This window comes from Staphylococcus hyicus (genome assembly GCF_000816085.1).
GTDB classification, from domain to species: Bacteria; Bacillota; Bacilli; order Staphylococcales; family Staphylococcaceae; genus Staphylococcus; species Staphylococcus hyicus.
Window position 1 is genome coordinate 627,749 of sequence record NZ_CP008747.1, and the last position, 23,569, is coordinate 651,317.

General features: G+C 35.6%; 25 protein-coding genes, 1 pseudogene and 1 riboswitch. Of the genes and pseudogenes, 16 read left to right on the top strand and 10 right to left on the bottom strand.

Going from position 1 to position 23,569, the window contains the following annotated elements:
- Nucleotides 1-99 precede the first annotated feature (99 nt).
- On the top strand, nucleotides 100-780 hold the full coding sequence (locus tag SHYC_RS02675) for a ribose 5-phosphate isomerase A (RefSeq protein ID WP_039644308.1): 681 nt from the start codon (nucleotides 100-102) through the stop codon (nucleotides 778-780).
- Nucleotides 781-907: 127 nt separating this feature from the next.
- Here the strand turns inward: SHYC_RS02675 and SHYC_RS02680 are convergent, their stop codons facing one another.
- Nucleotides 908-1,942, bottom strand: coding sequence for a peptidoglycan release complex CPBP-like subunit SdpC (locus SHYC_RS02680; protein ID WP_052257795.1), 1,035 nt, complete (start codon nucleotides 1,940-1,942; stop codon nucleotides 908-910).
- A gap of 316 nt (nucleotides 1,943-2,258) precedes the next feature.
- Between SHYC_RS02680 and hutG the strand changes: the two genes are divergently transcribed.
- Nucleotides 2,259-3,191, top strand: coding sequence for a formimidoylglutamase (gene hutG / locus SHYC_RS02685; RefSeq protein WP_039644310.1), 933 nt, complete (start codon nucleotides 2,259-2,261; stop codon nucleotides 3,189-3,191).
- Between the two features lie 76 nt (nucleotides 3,192-3,267).
- On the opposite strand, the gene SHYC_RS02690 is transcribed toward hutG, so the two are convergent.
- Nucleotides 3,268-4,158, bottom strand: a complete 891-nt coding sequence (locus tag SHYC_RS02690; RefSeq protein WP_039644312.1) for a LysR family transcriptional regulator — start codon at nucleotides 4,156-4,158, stop codon at nucleotides 3,268-3,270.
- Nucleotides 4,159-4,488: 330 nt separating this feature from the next.
- On the opposite strand from SHYC_RS02690, the gene hutU reads away from it, so the two are divergent.
- The 5 genes from hutU (at nucleotide 4,489) to SHYC_RS02715 (ending at nucleotide 11,147) form a co-directional block, all read left to right on the top strand.
- Nucleotides 4,489-6,156: a urocanate hydratase gene (gene hutU / locus SHYC_RS02695; RefSeq protein ID WP_039644315.1), complete on the top strand. Its 1,668-nt coding sequence runs from the start codon at nucleotides 4,489-4,491 to the stop codon at nucleotides 6,154-6,156.
- Nucleotides 6,156-7,391 (top strand): imidazolonepropionase, encoded by a 1,236-nt coding sequence (gene hutI / locus SHYC_RS02700; protein WP_039644317.1) that lies wholly within the window; start codon nucleotides 6,156-6,158, stop codon nucleotides 7,389-7,391. Before hutU ends, hutI begins: the two co-directional genes overlap by 1 nt.
- A gap of 401 nt (nucleotides 7,392-7,792) precedes the next feature.
- Nucleotides 7,793-8,917 carry an amidohydrolase gene (locus SHYC_RS02705; RefSeq protein WP_039644319.1) on the top strand — a complete coding sequence of 375 codons (1,125 nt, stop codon included), beginning with the start codon at nucleotides 7,793-7,795 and terminating at the stop codon, nucleotides 8,915-8,917.
- A 56-nt stretch (nucleotides 8,918-8,973) separates the two neighbouring features.
- Nucleotides 8,974-9,070, top strand: a riboswitch (SAM riboswitch).
- Nucleotides 9,071-9,163: 93 nt separating this feature from the next.
- Nucleotides 9,164-10,465, top strand: coding sequence for a Na+/H+ antiporter NhaC family protein (locus tag SHYC_RS02710; protein WP_039644320.1), 1,302 nt, complete (start codon nucleotides 9,164-9,166; stop codon nucleotides 10,463-10,465).
- A 169-nt stretch (nucleotides 10,466-10,634) separates the two neighbouring features.
- Nucleotides 10,635-11,147, top strand: a complete 513-nt coding sequence (locus tag SHYC_RS02715) for an SRPBCC family protein (protein WP_197708983.1) — start codon at nucleotides 10,635-10,637, stop codon at nucleotides 11,145-11,147.
- 130 nt (nucleotides 11,148-11,277) lie between these two features.
- Here the strand turns inward: SHYC_RS02715 and SHYC_RS02720 are convergent, their stop codons facing one another.
- Nucleotides 11,278-11,808, bottom strand: a complete 531-nt coding sequence (locus SHYC_RS02720) for a hypothetical protein (RefSeq protein ID WP_039644324.1) — start codon at nucleotides 11,806-11,808, stop codon at nucleotides 11,278-11,280.
- A gap of 181 nt (nucleotides 11,809-11,989) precedes the next feature.
- Here SHYC_RS02720 and SHYC_RS02725 point away from each other — a divergent pair, with 181 nt between their 5' ends.
- The 5 genes from SHYC_RS02725 (at nucleotide 11,990) to SHYC_RS02745 (ending at nucleotide 15,175) form a co-directional block, all read left to right on the top strand.
- The gene (locus tag SHYC_RS02725) at nucleotides 11,990-12,952 is read left to right on the top strand and encodes a bile acid:sodium symporter family protein (RefSeq protein ID WP_039644326.1); all 963 of its coding nucleotides are present in this window, start codon (nucleotides 11,990-11,992) and stop codon (nucleotides 12,950-12,952) included.
- A gap of 158 nt (nucleotides 12,953-13,110) precedes the next feature.
- Nucleotides 13,111-13,380: a hypothetical protein gene (locus SHYC_RS02730; protein ID WP_039644328.1), complete on the top strand. Its 270-nt coding sequence runs from the start codon at nucleotides 13,111-13,113 to the stop codon at nucleotides 13,378-13,380.
- Nucleotides 13,381-13,449: 69 nt separating this feature from the next.
- Entirely contained in the window at nucleotides 13,450-14,280 is an 831-nt protein-coding gene (locus SHYC_RS02735) for a VOC family protein (protein WP_231912802.1), read from the top strand.
- Between the two features lie 62 nt (nucleotides 14,281-14,342).
- Nucleotides 14,343-14,987 carry an HAD-IA family hydrolase gene (locus tag SHYC_RS02740; RefSeq protein WP_039644330.1) on the top strand — a complete coding sequence of 215 codons (645 nt, stop codon included), beginning with the start codon at nucleotides 14,343-14,345 and terminating at the stop codon, nucleotides 14,985-14,987.
- Entirely contained in the window at nucleotides 14,984-15,175 is a 192-nt protein-coding gene (locus tag SHYC_RS02745) for a hypothetical protein (protein ID WP_039644332.1), read from the top strand. Before SHYC_RS02740 ends, SHYC_RS02745 begins: the two co-directional genes overlap by 4 nt.
- Before the next feature lie 54 nt (nucleotides 15,176-15,229).
- Here the strand turns inward: SHYC_RS02745 and SHYC_RS02750 are convergent, their stop codons facing one another.
- The 3 genes from SHYC_RS02750 to SHYC_RS02760 are packed head-to-tail and all read right to left on the bottom strand — an operon-like array spanning nucleotide 15,230 to nucleotide 16,637.
- Nucleotides 15,230-15,412: a hypothetical protein gene (locus tag SHYC_RS02750; RefSeq protein WP_039644334.1), complete on the bottom strand. Its 183-nt coding sequence runs from the start codon at nucleotides 15,410-15,412 to the stop codon at nucleotides 15,230-15,232.
- 2 nt (nucleotides 15,413-15,414) lie between these two features.
- Complete coding sequence (locus tag SHYC_RS02755) at nucleotides 15,415-15,753, bottom strand: hypothetical protein (RefSeq protein WP_039644336.1); 339 nt, start codon at nucleotides 15,751-15,753, stop codon at nucleotides 15,415-15,417.
- A 53-nt stretch (nucleotides 15,754-15,806) separates the two neighbouring features.
- A complete protein-coding gene (locus SHYC_RS02760) occupies nucleotides 15,807-16,637 on the bottom strand; it encodes a formate/nitrite transporter family protein (RefSeq protein ID WP_039644338.1) in 831 nt (276 codons plus the stop codon).
- A gap of 330 nt (nucleotides 16,638-16,967) precedes the next feature.
- Between SHYC_RS02760 and SHYC_RS02765 the strand changes: the two genes are divergently transcribed.
- A complete protein-coding gene (locus SHYC_RS02765; RefSeq protein ID WP_039644340.1) occupies nucleotides 16,968-18,359 on the top strand; it encodes an amino acid permease in 1,392 nt (463 codons plus the stop codon).
- 86 nt (nucleotides 18,360-18,445) lie between these two features.
- Here SHYC_RS02765 and SHYC_RS12475 read toward each other — a convergent pair.
- From SHYC_RS12475 to SHYC_RS02770, 3 genes and pseudogenes are all read right to left on the bottom strand, one after another.
- Nucleotides 18,446-18,733: pseudogene (locus SHYC_RS12475) on the bottom strand (hypothetical protein); the annotation flags it as partial.
- On the bottom strand, nucleotides 18,684-18,920 hold the full coding sequence (locus tag SHYC_RS12610; RefSeq protein WP_111725038.1) for a MupG family TIM beta-alpha barrel fold protein: 237 nt from the start codon (nucleotides 18,918-18,920) through the stop codon (nucleotides 18,684-18,686). The gene SHYC_RS12610 and the pseudogene SHYC_RS12475, both read right to left, overlap by 50 nt.
- A gap of 305 nt (nucleotides 18,921-19,225) precedes the next feature.
- Complete coding sequence (locus SHYC_RS02770; RefSeq protein ID WP_039644342.1) at nucleotides 19,226-19,564, bottom strand: hypothetical protein; 339 nt, start codon at nucleotides 19,562-19,564, stop codon at nucleotides 19,226-19,228.
- Between the two features lie 94 nt (nucleotides 19,565-19,658).
- On the opposite strand from SHYC_RS02770, the gene SHYC_RS02775 reads away from it, so the two are divergent.
- Nucleotides 19,659-20,390, top strand: coding sequence for a CPBP family intramembrane glutamic endopeptidase (locus tag SHYC_RS02775; protein WP_039644343.1), 732 nt, complete (start codon nucleotides 19,659-19,661; stop codon nucleotides 20,388-20,390).
- 99 nt (nucleotides 20,391-20,489) lie between these two features.
- On the opposite strand, the gene SHYC_RS02780 is transcribed toward SHYC_RS02775, so the two are convergent.
- The gene (locus tag SHYC_RS02780; RefSeq protein ID WP_267921822.1) at nucleotides 20,490-21,221 is read right to left on the bottom strand and encodes a helix-turn-helix transcriptional regulator; all 732 of its coding nucleotides are present in this window, start codon (nucleotides 21,219-21,221) and stop codon (nucleotides 20,490-20,492) included.
- A gap of 446 nt (nucleotides 21,222-21,667) precedes the next feature.
- Between SHYC_RS02780 and SHYC_RS02785 the strand changes: the two genes are divergently transcribed.
- Both SHYC_RS02785 and SHYC_RS02790 read left to right on the top strand, forming a co-directional pair.
- Nucleotides 21,668-22,480, top strand: a complete 813-nt coding sequence (locus SHYC_RS02785; RefSeq protein WP_039644345.1) for an inositol monophosphatase family protein — start codon at nucleotides 21,668-21,670, stop codon at nucleotides 22,478-22,480.
- An 89-nt stretch (nucleotides 22,481-22,569) separates the two neighbouring features.
- Nucleotides 22,570-23,523, top strand: a complete 954-nt coding sequence (locus SHYC_RS02790) for an LCP family protein (RefSeq protein WP_039644347.1) — start codon at nucleotides 22,570-22,572, stop codon at nucleotides 23,521-23,523.
- Nucleotides 23,524-23,569: the final 46 nt, after the last annotated feature.

Below are 23,569 nucleotides of genomic sequence, written 5' to 3' on the forward strand. Positions count from 1 at the left end.
TATTGTATAGGAAAAGCAGTAAAACGTCTTGTTGTGGGTGCCATTATGATGAATATTCATGTAAAATAAAAGTATAAATTAAAAAGGGAGCGTCAAAAGATGGATACGAAACAACTTAAATTAATGACATTAAAAGATGCTGTTGCTCGTATTGAAGATGGCATGATTCTAGGTTTAGGAACAGGTAGTACGATAGCGTTATTAGTTCCCGAAATCGCCAAACTGATCGAAAAAGGTTATCATCTCAAAGGCGTCTGTACATCAGAACGCACAGCTTCTCAAGCTAAGTCGCTTAACATTCCAATATTAGATATTAATGATGTGGATAAAATTGATTTAGCTATTGATGGTGCGGATGAAATTGATCCTAATTTGAACTTAATCAAAGGTGGGGGTGGCGCGTTATTTAGAGAAAAAGTCATTGATGCATTCGCGACGCGATTTATCGTTTTAGCAGATCAAACAAAATGTGTCTCATATTTAGGAGAAACATTTAAACTACCTGTAGAAGTGGATCAATTTAATTGGTATCAACTCGCGAAACAAATCGAAGCTGCTTATCCAGTAAAGGTATGTCGTCGAATGAAAGAAGATATACCTTTGATTACAGATAACGGCAATTATATTCTAGATATTGAAATGACATCTCAAATTGATCCTTATGCTTTTCATGAGTATCTTATTCATTTAACTGGTGTACTTGAAACTGGTTACTTTTTAGATGTTGCGGATGAGGCTATTGTTGGAACAGAGTCTGGTGTTAAATTTTTAACGAAATGATATGAATCTTATGGTCGCTTAAGAGATTTATGATAAATACCCATTAAAAAACCTTCAAAGTTCATGATTTAATGATCTTTGAAGGTTTACGTAATATTAAAGAATGTTACGCGATTTTATCCATAACTTAACGACGTAGATGTCTATGTTTGCGTTTTAAAGTTTGTGGTTCGTCTTCTTGTACGATGGCACGTGCACGTGTTTCTTCGCTTACATTTAATTGATGTTCCGTGTCATTGACATGCCTAGGTTCGGCATGTTCGGTGTGTGTTTCTTGTGCCTCAGAGGCAGGTTGCTCATGGTGAGTGGCTGCTCTATCTGCCTCTTCTATTTCCGCTTCACGCTCTTGATTATAAAACATAGGTGTATCATCATCGTCTCCTTTATGATGCGGTAAAATGAGACGCTTGATTAAGCTAAATAAAATCACGATTACCGCAACTGCAGCAGTCGCATAGGCAAGGACTTGCATTGAGAAAATATCCCCAATTTCTTCACTAAAGAAAAAGACTTTTGCAAAAGACATGGCTGCATGGAATAGGGTGGCAATATAGATGGCACGTCCGCCTGTGCCTCTTACAAGTTCACCAGCAATCATTGAAAATGAGAATACGTAAATGGCACTGTACATTGTATATGGCATCCCAAATGCAGTATTCACATCCCAGATTAAGTAAAGCAAACTCACACCAATATTCGCAAATAAAAACGGTAAACGTCTTTCAACGATATTGAGTAAATATGCGCGAAAACCAAATTCAATAAAGAATGCCATGAAAAGATGTCCAATTAAAATCGCCCATATTGTTTCAGATAAATCTTTAGCTTGTAATAAAATAAAGCTATTTCCATACGTGTTAAAACTATACATACCAATAATAAAAATAATTAAAGGTAATGTTAAAGCAAGAATAAGGCGCTCAATTACTTTTAAGCTTAATCCTAATTTGAAACCTTCAAGCTGTTCTTTTTTGTGCTTGAAGATAAGTATACAAATGATAGCAGCAATAAATGGTCCTAAACTATTTAATGAAAACACAAAATTTTTCAAACCAGATGCTTGTTGAAAATCTCTTAAAATTATCGGGCTCGCGTATGCAATCACAAAGAAAATAAAAATCGTCATCGCCCATTGAAAGCCAGATATACGAGAATGGTTCATATTTAATCCTCCATATTCAAGGTCCGCGAAATTGTCTTTTTTTGAGATATGAGGCGTACAACATCCAAATCATATCAAATTAATATAAGAATCTAGCTTACATTATAACGGTATATTTACAATAAATAAATTGATGCGTTAAATTATCATCTAATTGTAATAAAAGTATAACCTTGAAAGCGTTTTTATGCTGAAGTGAACAGGGTATAATAAAGTTAGATAATGATTCGTAAAATCATAATATGCAACGTAATTTCATTATACGGCACATTGTTTTTGCACATGTCATTCAATGTAGTGAAAGGGGATACTTTAAATGTACCAACCACCACAACGAGAAATTTGGACAGGTCGATTAGATAGTGATGTTGAACGTGATGCATTTCGCCATTTTCAAACCATTCATTTCGGCGACGTTCATCACATTACACCGCACGCAAATGGCGTCGCATTATTGGGATATGCGGTAGATAAAGGCGTTGAATTAAACAAAGGACGTATAGGAGCCAAAGAGGGACCTGATGCTATAAAAAAAGCGCTCGCTAGTCTTCCGGCAGCGACCGACATTCCTATTATTGATTATGGCAACGTAACGCATAGTCATACGCAACTGATTGAAACACAAAAAGTATTTGGTACATATGTTCACCAGCTAATAGAAACACATCAACGTACTTATTTGTTAGGAGGCGGACATGATATTGCTTATGCCCAATATTTAGGAGTGCGCACAGCTTATCCAAATCAATCTATAGGCGTGATAAATATAGATGCCCATTTTGATAATCGTAAAGAAGAGGTATCTACATCTGGTACAAGTTTCCGACAAATGTTAGAAGAAGATGCTAATTTAGATTATTTTGTAATAGGCATCCAAAGACCCGGTAATACGCCAAGTTTGTTTCAATATGCAGATGATACCCATACCCAATACGTATTAGCAGAAGAGCTTGTCGATCACATCGACCCTCGTATTAAAGACAAAATTGAGCATTTTATAACGCACCATGATGTGATTTTATTCACAATTTGTATAGACGTTATCGATAGTGCCTATGCCCCTGGCGTTAGTGCAAGTGGAGTATTAGGCCTAACACCCCATTGTGTTTTATCACTTGCCAAACGCATTCTTCAGTTTGACAATGTCACGACAGTAAGTATCGCTGAGATGAATCCTACTTATGACGTAGACCAGCGTACAGCGAAACTGATTGGACATTATTTGTCTCACTTTATACACTATTCATAAAAAAACTGCTTCTTAAATCAATACGTTTTTAAATCAACCTACAAAATGCATCACAACTGTATTTTGTAGGCTTTTCTTATATTGGAGACTCGTTGTTTTGCAATGACCAGTATGTTTGAATTTTGGATAATAGTGCGGTCATTTGTGGTGTGAACTGTCTATTTTTTGCAAAGTTGATATAAATCGTCCGGTTAATTTTAGGGTAAATTGGAATCGCGTCGAGATGACTGGTTTTAAATGATTGGTAATAAATTCGTGGAATAACCGCATATCCCATATGTTGATGTACAAAGTTTGTCGCCACTTCAAAGCGTTCAACTTCCATAACAATATTTGGATGCGCTTGTAAATGTGTAAAATAATCATCTATATGCTTACGTACTTGGTACGGACGGATAGGGACGATTAACGGTAATCCTTGAATAGACATAGACTTTTTTCCTTTAAAGGCATCTTTTGGTGTAAGTACCACATAATCTTCTGTATATAACGGGATTGATATAATGGCTTCATGTTTAATTTTATCATTGGATATTCCAAAATGAATTTCAAAATCTAGTAAATGTTGAGTCAATGTATTCAAATCTAAAATTTCAGTAACTTGATAATGCTGATCTAAATGTTCTAATTGATGTTGCTTTATTATGGTAGCAATCCAATGTGCAGTAGATTCTAAAATTGAAATTTTTATTTTTGGCGTCTGACTGACTTTTAAATCATACATTTGTTCTAATGTTAAATGATATTGATGCACCAAATGCTTCGCGTGATTGTAAAATTGAATGCCTTTTTCAGTTATAGATATATCTTTTGTAGTACGTTGAAGTAATGCATATCCTAATTGTTGTTCCATCTTTTTTATCGTTGCAGTTAGTGAAGGTTGGCTAATGTGCAATGCGCGTGCAGCTTTTGTAAAGCTATTTTGGTTTACCACTTCTATAAAATACTCTAATTGAACAATTTTCATCATGCTACCACCTATTTATAGTTTTTGTTTATTAATAATTAGTTTATTTATATTGGTTGTTTATATCTTAGCATATTACAATAACAATATGGCAAGTTGTCGTGTACGGAACGTCAACCACTTTATACACAAGGGAGAAATTAATTTTAAATAATGTCTAAACATAGAGTGGATATAAATGTAAGGGGGTGTATTGAGATAATTCAACTAAAATCTAATTCTCGAACTCGCGTACACCCAATGTGGCGTTTTTGACTATTGAATTCTATGTGATGTGCTTTTTTATTCCAATTGCGTTACTTATACTTTGAACAAAGGGAGAGATGGACGATGTCTAGAGAAATTAAAGCTAAAAAAGGACTTGAAATTGAATGTAAAGGGTGGGAACAAGAAGCTGTTTTACGCATGCTTTATAATAACTTAGATCCAGAAGTTGCAGAACATCCAGAAAAGCTCGTGGTCTACGGAGGCATTGGTAAAGCGGCACGTAATTGGGAATCTTTTGACGCAATTGTGGATACGTTACGTCGCCTTGAAAAAGATGAAACAATGTTAGTTCAATCAGGTAAACCTGTAGCCGTATTTAAAACGCACGAAGAAGCGCCACGGGTTTTATTATCCAATTCAGTTCTTGTACCGAAGTGGGCAAATTGGGACCATTTCCACGAATTAGATAAAAAAGGACTGATGATGTACGGGCAAATGACGGCAGGAAGTTGGATTTATATCGGTTCTCAAGGCATCGTTCAAGGAACATATGAAACATTTGCAGAATGTGCGAATCAACATTTTAACGGCTCATTAAAAGGTACAATTACGTTAACAGCGGGTCTTGGTGGAATGGGAGGCGCCCAACCATTGGCGGTCACAATGAATGAAGGGGTTGTCATTGGAGTCGATGTGGATGCATCTCGCATACAAAAGCGAATCGATACACGTTATTGTGACATTATGACACATTCATTAGATGAAGCATTAGAAAAGGCTGAAGAAGCTAAAAATAAGGGAGAGGCATTATCTATTGGTTTAGTTGGGAATGCAGCTGAAATTCACCATGAGATATTAAAGCGTCATTTTAAAATTGATATTGTCACAGACCAAACTTCGGCGCATGATCCACTTAATGGTTATGTACCTGAAGGGTATTCTTTAGAAGCGGCTACACAATTACGAGAGTCTGACCCAGAAACATATGTACAGTTATCATCACAATCTATGAAAAAACATGTTGAGGCGATGCTGAAATTTCAGGAACAAGGTGCGATTGCGTTTGATTATGGTAATAACATTCGACAAGTAGCATACGACCAAGGATTAGAAGAAGCATTTGATTTCCCTGGCTTTGTACCTGCGTATATTCGCCCGTTGTTCTGTGAAGGTAAAGGACCGTTTCGCTTCGCAGCTTTATCAGGCGATCCTAAAGATATTGAACGTGCAGATCAACTCATGAGAGAATTATTCCCTGAAGACGAAAAATTAATGCGTTGGCTCGATATGGCGAGTGAGAAAATTGCTTTCCAGGGTCTGCCATCTCGCATTGCATGGCTTGGTTATGGTGAGCGTGCAAAAATGGGACTCGCACTCAATGAGTTGGTACGTAAGGGTGACATTTCTGCACCGATTGTTATCGGTCGAGACCATTTAGACTCAGGTTCAGTAGCATCTCCAAACCGGGAAACAGAATCTATGAAAGATGGTTCAGATGCTGTAGGGGATTGGGCGATTTTAAATGCATTAGTCAATACTGCTGCAGGAGGATCATGGATATCTGTGCATCATGGTGGCGGTGTCGGTATGGGGTATTCTTTACATGCAGGAATGGTTGTTGTAGCAGATGGCTCTGAACGTGCAGAACGACGATTAAAACGTGTATTAACGACAGATCCGGGTATGGGTGTGGTAAGACATGCAGATGCTGGTTATGATATTGCGGTTGAAACGGCAAAAAATAAAGGTCTGGATATTCCCATGATTACAGGTAAAGGTGATGACAAATAATGAATGATTTAATAATTCAAAACATTAAACAATTGATTTTACCAAAATCGACAGAACATCCTTTAAAAGGTGCAGAGTTAGATGAACTGAAAATTATAGAAAATGGTACAGTTGTTATCCAAGGTGATAAAATAGTATATTCAGGACCACATACAGACGATTATGAGGCGAAAGAAACGATTGATGCGACTGGTAAAGTTGTGTCACCATCTCTTGTAGATGCCCATACCCATTTAGTTCATGGAGGTTCACGTGAACATGAAATGTCACTAAAGCGTCAAGGGGTATCTTATCTTGAAATTTTAGAACAAGGGGGTGGCATACTTTCAACAGTAAAAGCAACAAGACAAACAAGTGAAGAGGCGTTGTTTCAAAAAGCAGAACACGACTTGTTAACAATGATGCACCATGGCGTACTGGCGGTTGAAAGTAAAAGTGGTTACGGATTAGACAAAGAAAATGAATTGAAACAACTCAAAGTTTCACGCCGTTTACAAGAAAAATATAATTTAGATATGCGACATACCTTTTTAGGACCACATGCGGTGCCCCAAGATGCAGAATCTAATGACGCCTTTTTAGAAGATATGATTCAACTTTTACCAGAAGTTAAAAAATATGCGGATTTTGCAGATATATTCTGTGAAACGGGTGTATTTACCATTGAAGAATCAAAACGCTATATGGAAGCTGCTAAAAAAGAAGGTTTTAAAGTTAAAATTCATGCAGATGAAATCGATCCTCTAGGTGGACTTGGTTTAGCAATTGACGAAAAAGCCATTTCAGCAGATCATCTTGTTGCTTCTAGTGAAGAAGACAAGACAAAGTTAAATGGTTCTGATACAGTTGCGGTATTATTACCAGGTACAACGTTTTACTTAGGTAAAAATGAGTACGCGGATGCACGTGGAATGATTGATTATAATGGAGCTATCGCAATTGCTACAGATTTTAATCCTGGAAGTTGTGTCACAAATAACTTACAAATGGTGATGGCAATTGCGGCTTTGAAATTAAAGTTATCACCAAATGAAATTTGGAATGCGGTCACAGTCAATGCAGCAAAAGCGATTGATTTAGATGCAGGCACAATAAATGAAGGTGATAAAGCAAACATAGTCATTTGGCATGCGCCAAATCATGAATATATTCCATACCATTACGGTATTAATCATGTAGAAACCGTAATTAAAGATGGCAAAGTCATTATCCATCATGATTTGGCCATTCAATAATATAAGGACAATTTAGTCATTTCCATAACGGGGCATGGACATAAATCATTTCAATTTTGATTGGTCCAAACGCCTCGTTTTTCTAAACGACGCACCTCAAAATGGATTTTCGCTTTCGGCTTAAATCTTTAGAAGTCTCAGCTAAGGAAGTAATCAGAGTTTTTAATTTACCATCTGTATCCTCATAAAGACTAAATTTATATATTAATATAACCAACAAAGTTCATGTACGAAGAATTTTGTTGTTTTTTTATTAACAGGATAGCTATATCCAAGCCCGATTTTCATAATGACACCTGGTGGAAATACGATGTTTATTTGGGGATAATGAATATACACAGTATTTAAAATTAAAAGGATTATGATTTTTCCTATAACAATTTGAAGAAAGAGGGGGTACTATGTCAAACCGTTTTAATCAATGTATCGAATGGAGACGACATTTCCATAAATATCCAGAGTGTTCTAATAACGAATATCAAACGACTGAAACATTAAAAGACATATTAAAAGCTATGGATATTACAATTCTTGACGTTCCGCTTAAAACAGGCATTGTTGCTGAAATAGGGAAAGGGAAATCGATGATTGCGATTCGTTCAGACATTGATGCACTTCCGATTAGAGAACAGACGACGTTGGCGTTTAAGTCGCGTGTCGATGGCGTCATGCATGCTTGCGGGCATGATTTGCATATGGCAAGTATTCTAGGTACTGCAATGCAACTTAAATTGTATGAAACGGAGTTGAACGGTCGTGTGCGTATCATCTTCCAAGCAGCGGAAGAAGTTGGTAATGGTGCAATAGAAGTTGTTGAAACAGGCATTTTGAGAGATGCTAAAGCGATTATAGGGTTTCACAATGACCCTACATTAAAATTAGGAGAATGGCGTGCAAAGTCTGGTGTAATGACGTCGAATGTTGATCGCTTTAAACTTATTATCAAGGCTAAAGGAGCACATGCTGCAATGCCGCAAGATGCCAAAGATCCAAGTATTGTTATCGCGCAGTTGGTCCAAAGTTTTCAAAGTATTGTAAGTCGTAATATTGCATCTTATGAAGAAGCGGTAGTAACGGTAGGACAAATACATTGTGGTCAAACGTGGAACGTCATTCCCGATGATGCGTTTATAGAAGGAACTGTGCGTACGTTTGACGCAGAAATTCAAAATAGAGTTGAAACACGAATGGCGCAAATATGTAAAGGCATTGCTACTCAATTTGATGTCAAAATTGATTTTAATTACCAGAAAGTGACAGCTGCAGTAGACAATACAGCGTCATTACATCAAACTGCAATGCAAGCAGCAAAAGATGCTGGCTATCATGTCGATGAACTAAAAAGGCCATTGACAATTGGGGAGGACTTTTCGGGCTACCAGCGTGTAGCACCAACTTATTTTGCAATGATTGGTTCAAATAGTGATTACCCACTGCATCATCCTAAGTTTGACCCGGAAGAGGAAATGTTACGTCAAGTACCGGATTATTTCGTAAAATTCAGCCATCTGCTTCTTAATGAATAATAGATGATTGACGAATGGCAATATTTCATGTAAAGTTTAACAGTAAAATTAAATACTTCATATCAAGAGAAGTGGAGGGACTGGCCCTTTGATACTTCGGCAACATGGTCATGCGTGTGCCAATTCCAGAAGCTTTAAGGCTGAAGATAAGAAGTTCGAGAAACGAAATCAGGTCAAGCCCTAATAGTATCTATGCGCATGATAGACTATTAGGGCTTGACCTTAATTTATTTTAAGGAGAAAAGCATGTCTAAAGAATATAAAAATCACATGAATGGGTGGGCGTTACTTCCTTTAGTAATTTTTATTTGTATATTTTTAGGTGCAGGTATCATTACTCAAGACTTTACGTTTATGCCATTGAATGTAGCTGCAATCATTGGCGTGATAGTGGCTTTACTTATGAATCGCAAAGAAAATTTCACGCGTAAAGTAGAAGTTTTTGCGAAGAGTGCGGGGCATCCTAACATTATTTTAATGATGTTTATTTTTATTTTAGCTGGTGCGTTTTCAAAAACCGCTGAAAAAATGGGAGGCGTGGAATCCATTGTCAATTTTGGATTATCTATGATTCCTCAAAATTTACTTATTGTAGGTTTGTTTATCATATGTATGTTTGTTTCAATTTCTATGGGGACATCTGTAGGAACTGTGGCAGCTATTGCGCCAGTAGGTTACGGATTGAGTCAAGCGACTGATATTCCTTCTGCATTGGCAATGGCTACTGTCGTTGGTGGTGCAATGTTCGGTGATAATTTATCAATGATTTCCGACACAACAATAGCAGCTGTGAGAACACAGCGTACACAAATGGCAGATAAATTTAAAGTGAATTTTCGTATCGTTTTACCGGGTGCCATAGTTACGATTATTATTTTATGGGTTTTGACGCTTGGCAATCACGTGAATCATGGCCAAAGTTACGACTACAGTTTTATTAAAATCATTCCATACTTACTTGTGCTTATTTTAGCTTTAATTGGGATTAATGTTGTGATTGTGTTGTTAGGTGGGATTCTACTCTCAGGTATCATCGGAATCATTGATCGTTCTTTTGATTTAGCTGGATTTTTAAAAGCCATCTCTGAAGGTATCATAGGGATGGAAGATATTGCGATTATTGCTCTGTTAATTGGAGGAATGATTGGACTCGTTGAGCACAACGGGGGAATTAACTGGCTACTTCATAAAGTTAAAAGTAAAATTAAATCCCGTCGGGGCGCTGAATTTGGCATAGCCAGTCTTGTAAGTGTAGCGGATATTTCTACAGCGAATAATACGATATCAATTATTATGTCAGGTCCTTTAGCAAAAGATATTGCAGATGAATATCAAATTGATCGCCGTAAATCTGCGAGTATTTTAGATATATTTGGAAGTGCGTGGCAAGGATTTATACCATATAGCCCTCAACTCATTGCGGCAGCTGGAGTTGCAGGTATTTCTCCTGTAATGTTAGTCCCATATTCCATATATCCTGTAATGTTGGCAATGTGTGGAATCATTGCTATTTTCTTTAATTTACCAAAATTGAAACGCGATGCGTAGTAACAGTGACATCAAAAGGGTATAATGAAGTAATGAATGAACTTTCATAAGTGATGCTTCAAGTAACGATGCAAGGCATACGTGAGTTTGGACAATGTCTGTCAGGCATTTTAACTGAGTGAAAAGGACGTACACATTAAAAAGAGAAATAGGGTTTAAAGTGAGGAGAATTGCCATGAATAATACGCAAAATGAAAGGGTCGAAGTTAATATCGTCCGATTGATTAAAACATCACCTGAATTTCTTTATCAGGCGTGGACTGATCCTGAAATGTTGCGTCATTGGTTTATGACCACATCCAGGACGAATAAAAGTTTTGCAAGTGACGTTACAGAAGGTGGTCGTTATCAAATTATTGATCAGCGTCAAGGTAAAAAAATTCGCGTTGAAGGTACGTATCAAAAGCTATTGCCAGGGGAAGAACTCGCACTAACAATTCAAATGCCGGATTTTAGTGAACAACAAGATGACATATCAGTTTATTTTGAAGAGCGAAGCCCTGGTATTACACAAATGACATTTAACTATAAAAGCGATATACCAAAAGAGAGACGTCTGACGCAATTAGAATACAAGCAAAAAAAGAAAGCATACCATGATAACACTGTACATGGATTTGAAAATATGTTCGATACGATGCAAAAATTTGTTGAAGAACAAACAGAGATTAATCAGAACTAACAGTAAATGACTAATAGCCATCAAAAGCCATTCGATATGAACGACTTTTGATGGCTATTGCTATGTGACTTAGACTTATTGACATGCATTCGAAAGGATCTTATTATCGTTTAACATAAAAAATGTAAATCTAAGAAATGCGAATGATATGGGCATGTGGTTGTAAAGGGGCGTATGCTTGGTAAATATCGATATGATGACGTGATAAAAGACTAAGCGTAGTACCGGCTTCTTCAAGCGTACACGTTAATGTTAATATATTTTTGCGTACTGTATATTTTAATTGGAGCTTTGTTCCGTGATGTAAAACTTCGATGACCTTATCTTTTATAAACGGATCAGTAAGTCCATCAATATAAAATTCGAAACGACGCTCAGTGAGTGCCAATTGGTCAAATGGTATCAATTCATGTTCAAATTTTGTTCGAATAACTTGATACACTGTGTAGTAATGAAACCCCAAAAAGCTAAGTAAATAAGGTAGCGCGAGTTTTTGAATGTGTACGCGAAGTAAATATGTTTTTTGAACTTTTGTAAACTCGTATTTTAATGAAGATGGTAAGTTAACGTGTTGAAGTAGCCGACTTAATTGCGTACGATTTTTGCGGCGATTTAACTCTGCAATATGAATGGTATAACTTTCTAACTTATCAATAAGCATTACATGTCCTCTTTTAACTATGATTTATTAAATTCATTGTACCATTCTAAAATTTAAAAAGCATTAGGACTAAAGGCGGAAACATTTAAAAATACACGGTATAAATTTACTGAATTGTATTGTCAAGCAATTGTAGTTGTGTTAATATTCTGAATATTAAAATAACAACGAGGTGACAACAATGCTACGACAAATTGGACAATTTGCTTCAAAAACATTTTTAGTATGGATGCTACTGACAAGTTTTTTAGGGTTTATCGTGCCATCCGCATTTACTCATTTTGCACCGTGGATTCCTTATTTATTAGGTGTGGTTATGTTAGGAATGGGGTTATCCATTCGATTGGATGATTTTAAAATTGTATTTAAGTACCCAAAACCTGTCATCATTGGCGTAGTCTTACAATATACGATTATGCCATTATTAGCTTATTTAATCGTAAAATTATTTCATTTATCCCCAGAAGTTGCCATTGGAGTCTTACTCGTTGGATGCTGTCCGGGTGGAACTTCAAGCAACGTCATTAGCTATTTAGCAAAAGCCAATGTGGCGTTATCAGTGGCTGTAACATCAGTGTCTACGATTTTATCACCATTTGTAACACCGTCACTGATGTTTTTGATGGCGCATCAATGGATGGACGTCTCATTTTTGAGTATGTTTGAATCGGTTTCAAAAGTGGTGCTTATCCCTATCATTGCGGGGTTAATCATTCAAAGAGTCTTTTATAAAGCTGCTGAAAAAGCAGACGATATTTTACCGTTAGTATCTGTCGTTGCGATTTCAATTATATTAGGTACGGTTGTCGCGAGTAGCAAGACTTTAATTATTGAAACAGGATTACTTATTTTTGCTGTGGTGATTTTACATAACGTATTAGGCTATTTAATCGGCTACACACTTTCAGCATTATTTAAATTAACCTATGAGGATAAAAAAACATTATCGATTGAAGTGGGGATGCAAAATTCAAGTTTAGCAGCCTCATTAGCTACTGTTCATTTTAATCCTTTAGCTGCAGTGCCAGGAGCAGTTTTTAGTTTTGTTCATTGTATTACTGGACCAACACTCGCACGCTATTGGTCATCACAATATGATAAGCGACAAAAAAATGTAACACCATTGAAACATCGTAAAGCATAACATTGATGTGACTTAAATTAAATCATGAAAGGTATATTGTTTGGAGGAAAAGCTCGAACGGATATACCTTTTGTTTCGGTCTTCTTTACTTTTGAATTAGGTTGTGCGAAAATATTTTTAAATTACTAGCAAATTTCAACGTGAAAGGATTTGAAAATATGGTGACCAAATTATTTCATAATTATTTTATTACCTTCACGCTGCTTCTAACGATGATGATTCTTTCAATCGGTTTTATTAATCAATACGATAATGGTTTAATGTTATTAATTGTAGTAACCATTGTTATAACTTTAGTTAACTTTTTGATTGAAACATGGTTACTTAAATCACAACTATCAATGCGAAAATTGCGATTCGTCCAAACTTTAGCATTCCCTTTGTCAATTATTGTTATCGGAATGACGTGTTTTATGATGCTGAGGTAAAAGGATTGAATGTTGGCGTTAATTGGGCATGAAAAGTATACTTTGATGATATGTAAAGGAGTGAGTCATTTGTCTACAATTATAGGTCATCATCATATCTCCATGTATACGAAAAATATATCACAAAATAAGGCATTTTATTTAGATGTTTTAGGATTGAATTTAATTAAAGAAACTGTCAATCAAGATGATACAACTATGCCCCATATCTTTTACGGTAATTGTAGTGGAGATCCTGGTACGTTATTGACGTTTTTTGAAATCCCGCAAGCAGGATCAATGCGCAAAGGGACGAATATGATTGCAAGAATAGGACTACTTGTAGAAAATAGCGAAGTTCTAGAGGCTTTTGATAACATATTACAAAATCATGGTATATCCACTAAACGTGGGACGTATTTAAACCAAGATGCACTGTATTTTGATGATCCCGAATCGCTTTCATTTGTACTGATTGCGAATGACGATTACCTAACGCCGGCTTATTGGACAACATCTAATACAACTACATCCAATGGGCATCCCTCTATTATAGGGATAGGACCCATCGAAATTCATGTAGAAGACATTGCAACGACAGTGGGCTATCTTACAAAGCAGTTGGGGTTTAACAAACGTGAAACGATTGCTAACCATGTATATACCTTAAATGATAAAGGCTTATATACGGATGTTGTAGTGATACAAAAAAGAGGTTCAAGTGTCAAACCAGGCAAAGGCTATGTGCATCATCATGCTTTCGCAACAACAAAAGCGAATTTGTTTGATCTCGTAAAACGTCATGATTATTTATCAGGACATCATTCAGGTATCATTGATCGTAAATGGTTTCAATCTTTATATTATCAACACAATTATATCACATACGAATTTGCGACAATGGAACCAGGATTTAATTGATACGTGAACCGTATGTTTAGATTTGCTACACTGAAAGTAAACAGTTTTCTAGGAGGCGCAACATGTATCGAGCAGTTATTTTTGATTTTGATGGCACGATTATTGATACAGAACAACATCTTTATGAAGTTATTAACGCACATTTAATTCAAGCGAATGAAACCCCCGTCTCATTAGCGTTTTATAGAGCCAATATTGGTGGACGTGCACGCGCATTACATGACCATTTAATTGAAATCTTTGGCGATGATAAAGTACGAGAGATTTATCAAGTACATCACAATCGTGCTGGCCAATTACCGCTACGTCCAGGAATTAAATCGCTAATGGAACAGCTTCATGCGCGTCATTTTCCTATGGCAATTGCCACAAGTAGTGCACGCGCAGATATTGAACCTATCGTAGATGCACTCGGCATCAAACCTTATATTAAAGTGATTAAGGGAAGAGAAGATGTGTCAGAGGTGAAACCAGATCCTGAATTATATTTAAGTGCCGTTCAAGCATTAAACTTTAGCCCAACCTATTGTTTGGCGATAGAAGACTCTGTGAATGGAGCTACCGCTGCAGCAACGGCAGGATTAGATGTTATTGTGAACACCAATCCTATGACGGAAGTGAGTGATTTTTCTTCTATAGCACTTCTGGATAAAGATATTGATTTATCGCAAATTATTAAACGTTATTTTCAAGGTGGTACAACATGAGTGTAGAAATGATACTTTTCTTTATTGTTGCTCCCCTCATTATCGTCTTTGGGAATTTAGTGTTGGCACCTAAGTTTCAACGTCATATCCCAATGCGTGTCCATGTGACATCGTGTATCATTGGATTGTTACTTTACACGGTGGGCGCAGCATTAGCTTACTATTTTTTATTGCAAGGAAAAATATAAAAAGAACCTTCAAAATCCGAGGATGCTTACGGAATTTGAAGGCTTTTATTTTTATTAAGTTAAAAGTACAAGTGCGGCAATAACTAGGACTAGTAGAATCGCGTCAACACCTACCATCAGTGCGTATCGTGTCGATGGTGCTTGGTGCTGTTTTGCTTTATATAACATATAGATATTAGGGACAAAACTAAGTAAAAGTATGATAATTATCAAGATACCTATTGTTTGTGTCGACATTATTAATATCTCCTTTTAAACCATCCAATGAAGTAGCCAATAAGTAACGCAAGTAACAAGCCTAAAGCGAAACCTAAGAGGGGTAATTGTATCATATTACCTATTAATAGGCCGATGATTAAACAAATGATTAAAGGTGGTCCATACTGGCGCTTGCGTTCATCAGAATTTAAAATGCTAAAAAGTATGATATATAGAACATAAAAAATTATAGTAAATAAAAGTGAACGTAATAGTATGTTACCTAAATCACTATGGTTTTGAATCATATTGATGATAAAAAATAAAATACCTATTAAAACGGCACTGACTGCGCCACGTATGAATCGACTTTTTTCCATAATATACTCCTTCAATGGATTTTTAATCCATTATAACATAGACATGAGGCGCTTTACTTGAAGCGATTTGCTTTAAATTGACCATGATCATTTAAATATGCGTAGAATAATCCTATGATTAATCCACCACCGATATAATTGCCGATAAAGGCTGCGACTATATTTTTTAATACAGGCCATAACGTCATATGGTCTAATTGATACAGAAGACCTGCAGCAAATAGACATGCATTATAAATGACATGTTCATATCCCATAAATGCAAATATTGTAACACCAAACATCATGACAAACATTTTAGCTAAAATATCATCGATTTGCATGGCAATGACTAAAGTAATATTTATGAAAAAGTTGGCGAAGATAGCTCGAACCAAAATATTATGAAACGAATAGCTATGGATTTTTGTCACTATTATTTTATCGAGTAGTGTAACCATCTCCGGTGTGATGACATCACTGGCACGCATTAAACTAAAAAGTACAAAGGCACCGATGACATTTCCTATAAAACATAATAAAAAAATGTGGCCGACGCGATAAGGTTTTATCAGTTTATAATATAAACCAACTGTGAAATACATAAAGTTACTGGTTAAGAGTTCTGAATTGGTGAATAAAATTAAGACAAGTGCAAAACTAAAGGCGATAGCGCTGATCATGTTCACAATGCCAACGCCTAAATCAGGGGCAAATGTCGTTTTAACCATTAATACAAATACACTTATAATGCTAATAATGAATCCAGCCATCATCGCACGTAGCAAATACCGTTTAAAATAAAAGCTTTCTAAAATATCTTTCGTTTGTATTGTATCTATAATATTCGCAATCCATGCGCGTCCGTAAAAAATCTTATCCCATTTTATGTTTTTATCCTCCATAAGACACACTCCTTTTATAAGATATACCTCAACATTATAAAGGGACAAACTAAATTTGTGAATATAATCACAATATTTTTTTGGCAGTAATCCCATAACATGAAGTTGTGCAAGTGAATAATATTTTATAAAAGCGTTTTCATGACGCTTTAAAGGCGCAAAGCTTTATCACTTTGTAATATTGTATAGATTCAAAATGTAAAATATATTTTGTGAAAGCACTTACAAAAAATTAAAAATACACTTTTCAGTTTTCAAAATTGTAGTATAATAGCGACATGACGGAAAAATAAGAAAACCCTTATAATATTAAGGAGATGGGGAGTTATCATGAAAGATAATCAAGAGTTACACAGAGGGCTGAGTTCGAGGCAAATTCAAATGATCGCACTTGGCGGTACGATTGGTGTAGGACTGTTCATGGGGGCATCGAGCACGATTAAATGGACAGGACCAGCAGTTATTTTCGCATACTTAATTGCCGGAATTTTCCTATTTTTAGTAATGCGTGCAATGGGAGAAATGGTTTATTTATATCCGACGACAGGTTCATTTGCGAACTATGCAACGGACTACATACATCCTGTGGCAGGGTATGTCACGTCATGGGCAAACATATTCCAATGGATTGTAGTAGGGATGTCTGAAGTTATCGCTGTTGGAGAATATATGAATTATTGGTGGCCTGAGTTACCAACGTGGATACCAGGCGTCATCGTAGTTGTTTTACTTGCTGCAGCGAATGCAGTGTCAGTTAAAGCGTTTGGAGAATTTGAATTCTGGTTTGCAACAATCAAAATTGTCACAATTATTTTAATGATTATTGCAGGTTTCGGTTTAATTTTCTTTGGACTTGGAAATGGTGGAAATCCAATTGGGTTAAGCAATTTATGGGCGCACGATGGCTTTTTACCGAATGGTATTATGGGCTTTTTCTTTGCTTTATCTATTGTTATTGGTTCGTATCAAGGTGTGGAATTAATCGGTATTACAGCTGGTGAAACGAAAAATCCTCAAAAGAATATTAAACGTGCAGTGAATGGTGTCATTTGGCGTATCTTAATTTTCTATATTGGTGCTATTTTCGTCATCGTAACGGTTTATCCTTGGGATCAATTACAAGATATTGGTAGTCCTTTCGTAGCCACTTTCTCTAAAGTAGGTATTACGATTGCTGCTGGATTAATTAACTTTGTCGTAATCACAGCAGCGATGTCTGGATGTAATGCGGGGATATTTAGTTCAAGCCGTATGATTTATACGTTAGCACAACATGGTCATTTACCTAAAATCTTTACGCGTGTTATGAAAAATGGCGTTCCTTTTTATACAGTCATTGCTGTATCTATCGGTATTTTCATAGGAGTTATTTTAAATGTTGTTTTACCATTAGTGATTGATGGTGCAGAAAACATTTTCGTATATGTGTATAGCGCTTCAATTTTACCGGGTATGATTCCATGGTTTATGATTTTATTCAGTCATATTCAATTTAGAAAAAAATATCCTGAAAAAATAAAAGATCATCCTTTTAAAATGCCATTTGCTCCATTTTCTAATTACTTAACAATTGCATTTTTAGTACTTGTTTTAATTGGAATGGTGATTAATGGTGAAACACGTGTCTCTGTAATTATTGGTTTTGTTTTCTTAGGTTTTATGGCACTTTTCTTCTTTATGAGAGGTTATCATAAACTGAGTAAAGAAGAGTTTAAACTATAAATATAAATGTAATTGGCGTGTGTTTAAAATAATATAAAAAGTCCCTCAAAATGTGTTTGTTTGCCTAACAGATTTTGAGGGGCTTCTTAATGTTTACGTAATGAATAAAGACGGCATGATGATTGTCCAAATTGGTCGAGAAGACTTGTTGGCGATGCACATAAATAGTTGAGAATAAAGCCACTGACATATGCAACAAGTAATACTGCTAGGTAGCCTAGAAACATATGATGGGTAATTAATGGAAGTAAAGAGAGACTACTAGGGCAAATGGCATCTGCACAGATGTTTCCAATCCCACCTATATCTGCTCCGCCGATATCGCTAGCGATACAAGCCGTTACTATTGGTAAAGTGAGAGCATAAATACGGGGGTTTTCTAATACCTAAGTAACCCTTCGTAAATAGGGCAGTAAAAAGATGCTTCCGGGATAAAAGCATCAATGTTCGCTTTTGAATGGGAATGACGTATGCACGCGTTTTGTTCTTGAAAAAGGCGCGACTTAATCCTGTCTCTAGGTGCGGATAATAATTATGCAAGTATATTAAATGTGGTTGGATGTGTGAATGACTTTAAATGATATATAGAAAATGTTCAGAAATCATGCTAGCATTGATGCAATTTTGATAATCCTGTCGGTTACTAAAGAAAGCGAGGTCCCTTCATCAATGCGAATCTTACATTGAAGCGTGGGAAGTTGGAAAGTTTCGTAAATAACTGTGGTGTGATCCCTAATTCGGTTGTATCAAAAATAAGTGTTACCTCATAGTGTGATAATAAGGTGAATAACGTCTCAAATTATGAAGGTACATGATGTTTTTCAAATATAAGAAGAAATGATAAAAAAGCTTATATTTAACGGCCTTTATGAATGTAGATGTGTCTTTGTGTGTAAAATGACGTCAATATAACTTTGCGTGACACACATTTGATTTCCTACATCGATTTGTGTTAATGGGTTGTGATAAAGGTGATGAATACAATGATAAAAAGTGGCATACTCATAAGGTGGACATTGAGTGATGGAGTCAGGATGAGGTAAGGTTTTGTAAAGCGTGGCTAATTTTGTATGAAGTTGATGCAAGGTGGTTTGTGCCTCAGAGGGGTTGTTTAAATAGGTGAGTTGAAACGATAAGGCCATTTTATGACAATCGTTTAAAATCATCGAAGCCTCGTAGAATGTTGGAACAGTTTGTTGATTCATGGTTGTTTTCCTTTCTGATTTTATATAGTATTATAACATATAAATATTTATTTTGAATATGTATATATATATCTTTATCAATTAGGAGGTTTTCATGAGTAAATTTTATTGGAGTGATGTGAGATGGCATAATTTATGGCTCATACCCATTCTCTTTGTTTCAATGATCGCGAGTTTGATTTATATAATGGTCAATGTAGCCATTTTTGAGATTCTGTTAAATTTGACTGATCAACCAATTGTTAATATTGAAGAAGCGATTGTTCTCGCACAATTATTTTCGTATATCATGGTCATATTTGCATTTTTTTGTATAAATATCGATCTGTTGCGAACGTGGATGAAACAATGGTGGGACGGATTGAGGCGCTATTGGTTATGGATTATTGGTCTTTATATTGTTACGTTTGGTTTGTCTTGGATTTACGGAAATTTAAAAGAAATATTCCCATACATATTTACAACAGAAACAACACAAAATCAACAAATGATTGAAGAAATGTTATCTATACCTGAGCTGATGATTTTTAACTTTCTATTAATCGTGATTGCGGGGCCTATTGTAGAGGAAATTTTCTTTAGACATATTTTAATCGGTGAGTTAGGTAAAAAATTTAACTTTATTGCGATGAGTATCGTTTCTGTACTTTTGTTTTCTGCTATACATTTAGTGGACTTTTCAAACTGGTTTGAAATCATTGACTACTTAATCATTGCAATACCATTAGTCTATCTCTATATGAAAAGTGGTCGCAATTTAGGTGTGGCCTTTGCTTTTCATATTCTAAATAATTTAATCTCATATTGTATTAGTATGTTAGTATAATGGCAAACTGAATATATATATAAGCCTTCAACATTACATGTAGATGAATGTTGAAGGCTATTCTTAAATGTAAATAAGAGGAGACATTTTATAATGGTCTTATGTTTTTGGCTGTAAGTACTTATGGTAATTGGCCATCGTAATGTCATTCGTTTGAATAGATTTATGGAAACTATAATCAATATCATCAATTGTTGCAATGTCAATAATTTCTGTGTAATCTCCACCAATATGATAAATGACAGCTTTCCATTGCGCATTTTTACATATTAAACCGATAAATACAACATTTGCAAACTGTTGACGTTGTCGTACAGAAGGATGAAAATACAATCCCATTACTTTTCGTTCATAACAATAGATTAATAGGTTTTTAAAAAGTGTGGGAAGTGTCTTGGGCGCATCATCATCAAATATAATATATTGATCTAATTGTTTTAAATGGCGTCTCAATGCCGTATTCGGTTGCCGCATTAGTTTTTGTATAAGTTGATGTATTTCATTTTTAAAAGGCAATGATGTTTGATGAAGCCGCTCATTTAAAATTAAATACAGTGCGGTTACCTCGTGATCCGTGAGTTCAAGTTTGACGTTTTGAGGGTGAGATTGAATTTTGTAGCCGCCATTTTTACCTGCGTGCGCTAATATTTGAACACCTTTAGCTTCTAATTCTTGGATATCTCGAAGAATGGTTCGCTTAGAAACGTGAAGTTCACGTGCTAATTCGACTGCAGATATTTGATTTTGTTTTTGTATAAGTTGAATTAATTTTGACTGACGCGTTTCTTTATTCACTTGCCACACCTCCGCAACGTGATAAATCTTATCCATAGTTTACCACATAAGTCTCATTACACTTATTAATATGTTTTATAAATCCGATTTCTATTACGCAACGTATGAAATGATAACATTAGATGAAATAAGCGAAAAAAATTTCAAAAAAATGTAAGAAAACGCTTACATTTTTTGTGACGTTGTGCTATAGTATGAATTAGCTACTAGGGGATGGTGCAGCATCATCAAACGAGGGGTAAACTATCTTTGGATAGTAAAGTTTGACATGATAAGTTGTACTTATAGCTAGTTAAACATCTTCAATATTTATTACTTACTTTCCTTTCTATGCCGGTTGGTTTATCCAATCGGTTTTTTGTATGAATAATTTGACTAACTTATTGTGGATATAATTAATTTTATTTCTATATTAATTATGGTTGGTATATATTGGGTTTACAGGGTATAATAAATACAATCCGTTATGGGAGGGGATCAATATGGTAACGCAATATGATATAAATGACATTGATAATGAAGTGAAAACATGGTTTCGAGGATTAACCCTGCTTATTCCTTCACTCATAAAACAAATGAAAACTGATACTAAAAAGAATCGCTTCGATCTCGTTACAAATGTGGATCAAATGTTAGAATCTAACTTTGAAGGTTTATTGAAGGACCTATATCCTGATCATACGTTATATGGAGAAGAAAGCCATCACGATACCACGGATTTAAAACATGGTTACACATGGGTCATGGATCCTATTGATGGCACTGCAAATTTAGTAAAACAACAAAATGATTTTTGTATCATTTTAGCACTCTTCGTTGACGGCGTACCGACATTATCTTATATTTATGATTTTCCTCGACAAACGTTATATCATGCTAAAAAAGATGAAGGGGCTTTTGTGAATCATAAACGTCTCGATCCTATTGAACCGCAACCATTAAGTGAGATGATTGTGTCATTTAATAATAAAGTATTAAACGATACGACGATGCATGATTTATTGAATGCATCATTTGCATATCGACTTATTGGCGCGTGTGGGCTAGACTCTATCCGTGTATGTACGGGTCAATTTGGTGCCCACATACATACGAACGCTAAACCTTGGGATATTGCTGCACAATTTCTATTTGCATCTGAACTCGGTTTGAAAATGACGGATTTCAACAAAGAAGCAATAGATTTTGCCTCAGGAGGACCTTTTATCATTAGTAACCCTGGATGTCATGATGAAATCTTAGAAATACTATTAGCAAAGGGTGGGTATCAAAAGAGTAGTGCGTCTCAAGACTGATTGAAACATCTTAAAATTGGGATATGATACGTTTATTATAGGCATAAGAAAAGTACGTTGACGAATTAAAAGAATGGAGTGAAAGCGCATTGGACTACCAACGATCTAAAAAACGAAAAAATCCGGTCGTTAGAGCTTTATTATGGATTATTGGCATTTTATTGATTTTAACTATCATAGCAGTTGCATATTTAGCTTTTAAAATATTTGCGACAGGAGGTGCAATTCACAACCCTTTAAACCGTGAACACTCAGCCTTACGTTCTGGGCAAGTGGATATGAACAAAGGGGAACCTATTTCTATTGCACTTTTTGGTATTGATTCTAATGCGAAACGCCAACAACAACATGATGGTCAACGTAGCGATACGATAATGCTACTATCGATTAATCCGGATAATAAAAAATCTGAAGTCATTAGTATTCCTAGGGATACACGCGCGGAGATTGTAGGGCGTGGAACGACTGAGAAAATTAATCATGCATATGCCTACGGTGGCCCAGATATGGCAGTGAAATCATTGGAAAAGCTAATGAATGTGCCAATTGATCACTATGCAACAGTAGACATGGATGGACTGAAAGATACCATTGATACTGTCGGTGGCATTGATGTAGTCAGTAATGCAACATTCAATGTCCATGGGCAACAATATACGCAAGGTCAAAAAGTGCATTTAGATGGTGAGCAAGCAATGGCATTTATTAGAAGTCGTAAAGAATCTGGAGCAGGTGGCGACTTTGGACGTCAAGAACGCCAACAACTTGTGTTGCAAGGTCTTGCGAATAAATTAACAAGTGTGTCTTCGATAACGAATTTCAATTCTTTAATGGATCAACTTAGTGATAATGTTACAACGGATATGACGTTAGGTGAACTAAATGCATTTAGAAGTAATTACAAAGAAGGTAATGAGACTGTCGAGAGACATCAATTAAAAGGTTCAGATACAACAGGGGAAGATGGTTTATACTACTTTATCCCAGATGAAAATAGTAAACAACAAATTATTCAAAGTTATCGAGACAACTTAGGATTATAATAGGTGAACTCCGTCCAAATTGGGCGGAGTTTTTTAATGCGATATA

What these genes read in the sequence shown, in the direction of transcription:
- SHYC_RS02675 (WP_039644308.1), top strand. Translation starts at nt 100, where the DNA reads ATGGATACGAAACAACTTAAATTAATGACATTAAAAGATGCTGTTGCT.
- SHYC_RS02680 (WP_052257795.1), bottom strand. Translation starts at nt 1,942, where the DNA reads ATGAACCATTCTCGTATATCTGGCTTTCAATGGGCGATGACGATTTTT.
- hutG (WP_039644310.1), top strand. Translation starts at nt 2,259, where the DNA reads ATGTACCAACCACCACAACGAGAAATTTGGACAGGTCGATTAGATAGT.
- SHYC_RS02690 (WP_039644312.1), bottom strand. Translation starts at nt 4,158, where the DNA reads ATGAAAATTGTTCAATTAGAGTATTTTATAGAAGTGGTAAACCAAAAT.
- hutU (WP_039644315.1), top strand. Translation starts at nt 4,489, where the DNA reads ATGTCTAGAGAAATTAAAGCTAAAAAAGGACTTGAAATTGAATGTAAA.
- hutI (WP_039644317.1), top strand. Translation starts at nt 6,156, where the DNA reads ATGAATGATTTAATAATTCAAAACATTAAACAATTGATTTTACCAAAA.
- SHYC_RS02705 (WP_039644319.1), top strand. Translation starts at nt 7,793, where the DNA reads ATGTCAAACCGTTTTAATCAATGTATCGAATGGAGACGACATTTCCAT.
- SHYC_RS02710 (WP_039644320.1), top strand. Translation starts at nt 9,164, where the DNA reads ATGTCTAAAGAATATAAAAATCACATGAATGGGTGGGCGTTACTTCCT.
- SHYC_RS02720 (WP_039644324.1), bottom strand. Translation starts at nt 11,808, where the DNA reads ATGCTTATTGATAAGTTAGAAAGTTATACCATTCATATTGCAGAGTTA.
- SHYC_RS02725 (WP_039644326.1), top strand. Translation starts at nt 11,990, where the DNA reads ATGCTACGACAAATTGGACAATTTGCTTCAAAAACATTTTTAGTATGG.
- SHYC_RS02730 (WP_039644328.1), top strand. Translation starts at nt 13,111, where the DNA reads ATGGTGACCAAATTATTTCATAATTATTTTATTACCTTCACGCTGCTT.
- SHYC_RS02740 (WP_039644330.1), top strand. Translation starts at nt 14,343, where the DNA reads ATGTATCGAGCAGTTATTTTTGATTTTGATGGCACGATTATTGATACA.
- SHYC_RS02745 (WP_039644332.1), top strand. Translation starts at nt 14,984, where the DNA reads ATGAGTGTAGAAATGATACTTTTCTTTATTGTTGCTCCCCTCATTATC.
- SHYC_RS02750 (WP_039644334.1), bottom strand. Translation starts at nt 15,412, where the DNA reads ATGTCGACACAAACAATAGGTATCTTGATAATTATCATACTTTTACTT.
- SHYC_RS02755 (WP_039644336.1), bottom strand. Translation starts at nt 15,753, where the DNA reads ATGGAAAAAAGTCGATTCATACGTGGCGCAGTCAGTGCCGTTTTAATA.
- SHYC_RS02760 (WP_039644338.1), bottom strand. Translation starts at nt 16,637, where the DNA reads ATGGAGGATAAAAACATAAAATGGGATAAGATTTTTTACGGACGCGCA.
- SHYC_RS02765 (WP_039644340.1), top strand. Translation starts at nt 16,968, where the DNA reads ATGAAAGATAATCAAGAGTTACACAGAGGGCTGAGTTCGAGGCAAATT.
- SHYC_RS02770 (WP_039644342.1), bottom strand. Translation starts at nt 19,564, where the DNA reads ATGAATCAACAAACTGTTCCAACATTCTACGAGGCTTCGATGATTTTA.
- SHYC_RS02775 (WP_039644343.1), top strand. Translation starts at nt 19,659, where the DNA reads ATGAGTAAATTTTATTGGAGTGATGTGAGATGGCATAATTTATGGCTC.
- SHYC_RS02780 (WP_267921822.1), bottom strand. Translation starts at nt 21,221, where the DNA reads ATGGATAAGATTTATCACGTTGCGGAGGTGTGGCAAGTGAATAAAGAA.
- SHYC_RS02785 (WP_039644345.1), top strand. Translation starts at nt 21,668, where the DNA reads ATGGTAACGCAATATGATATAAATGACATTGATAATGAAGTGAAAACA.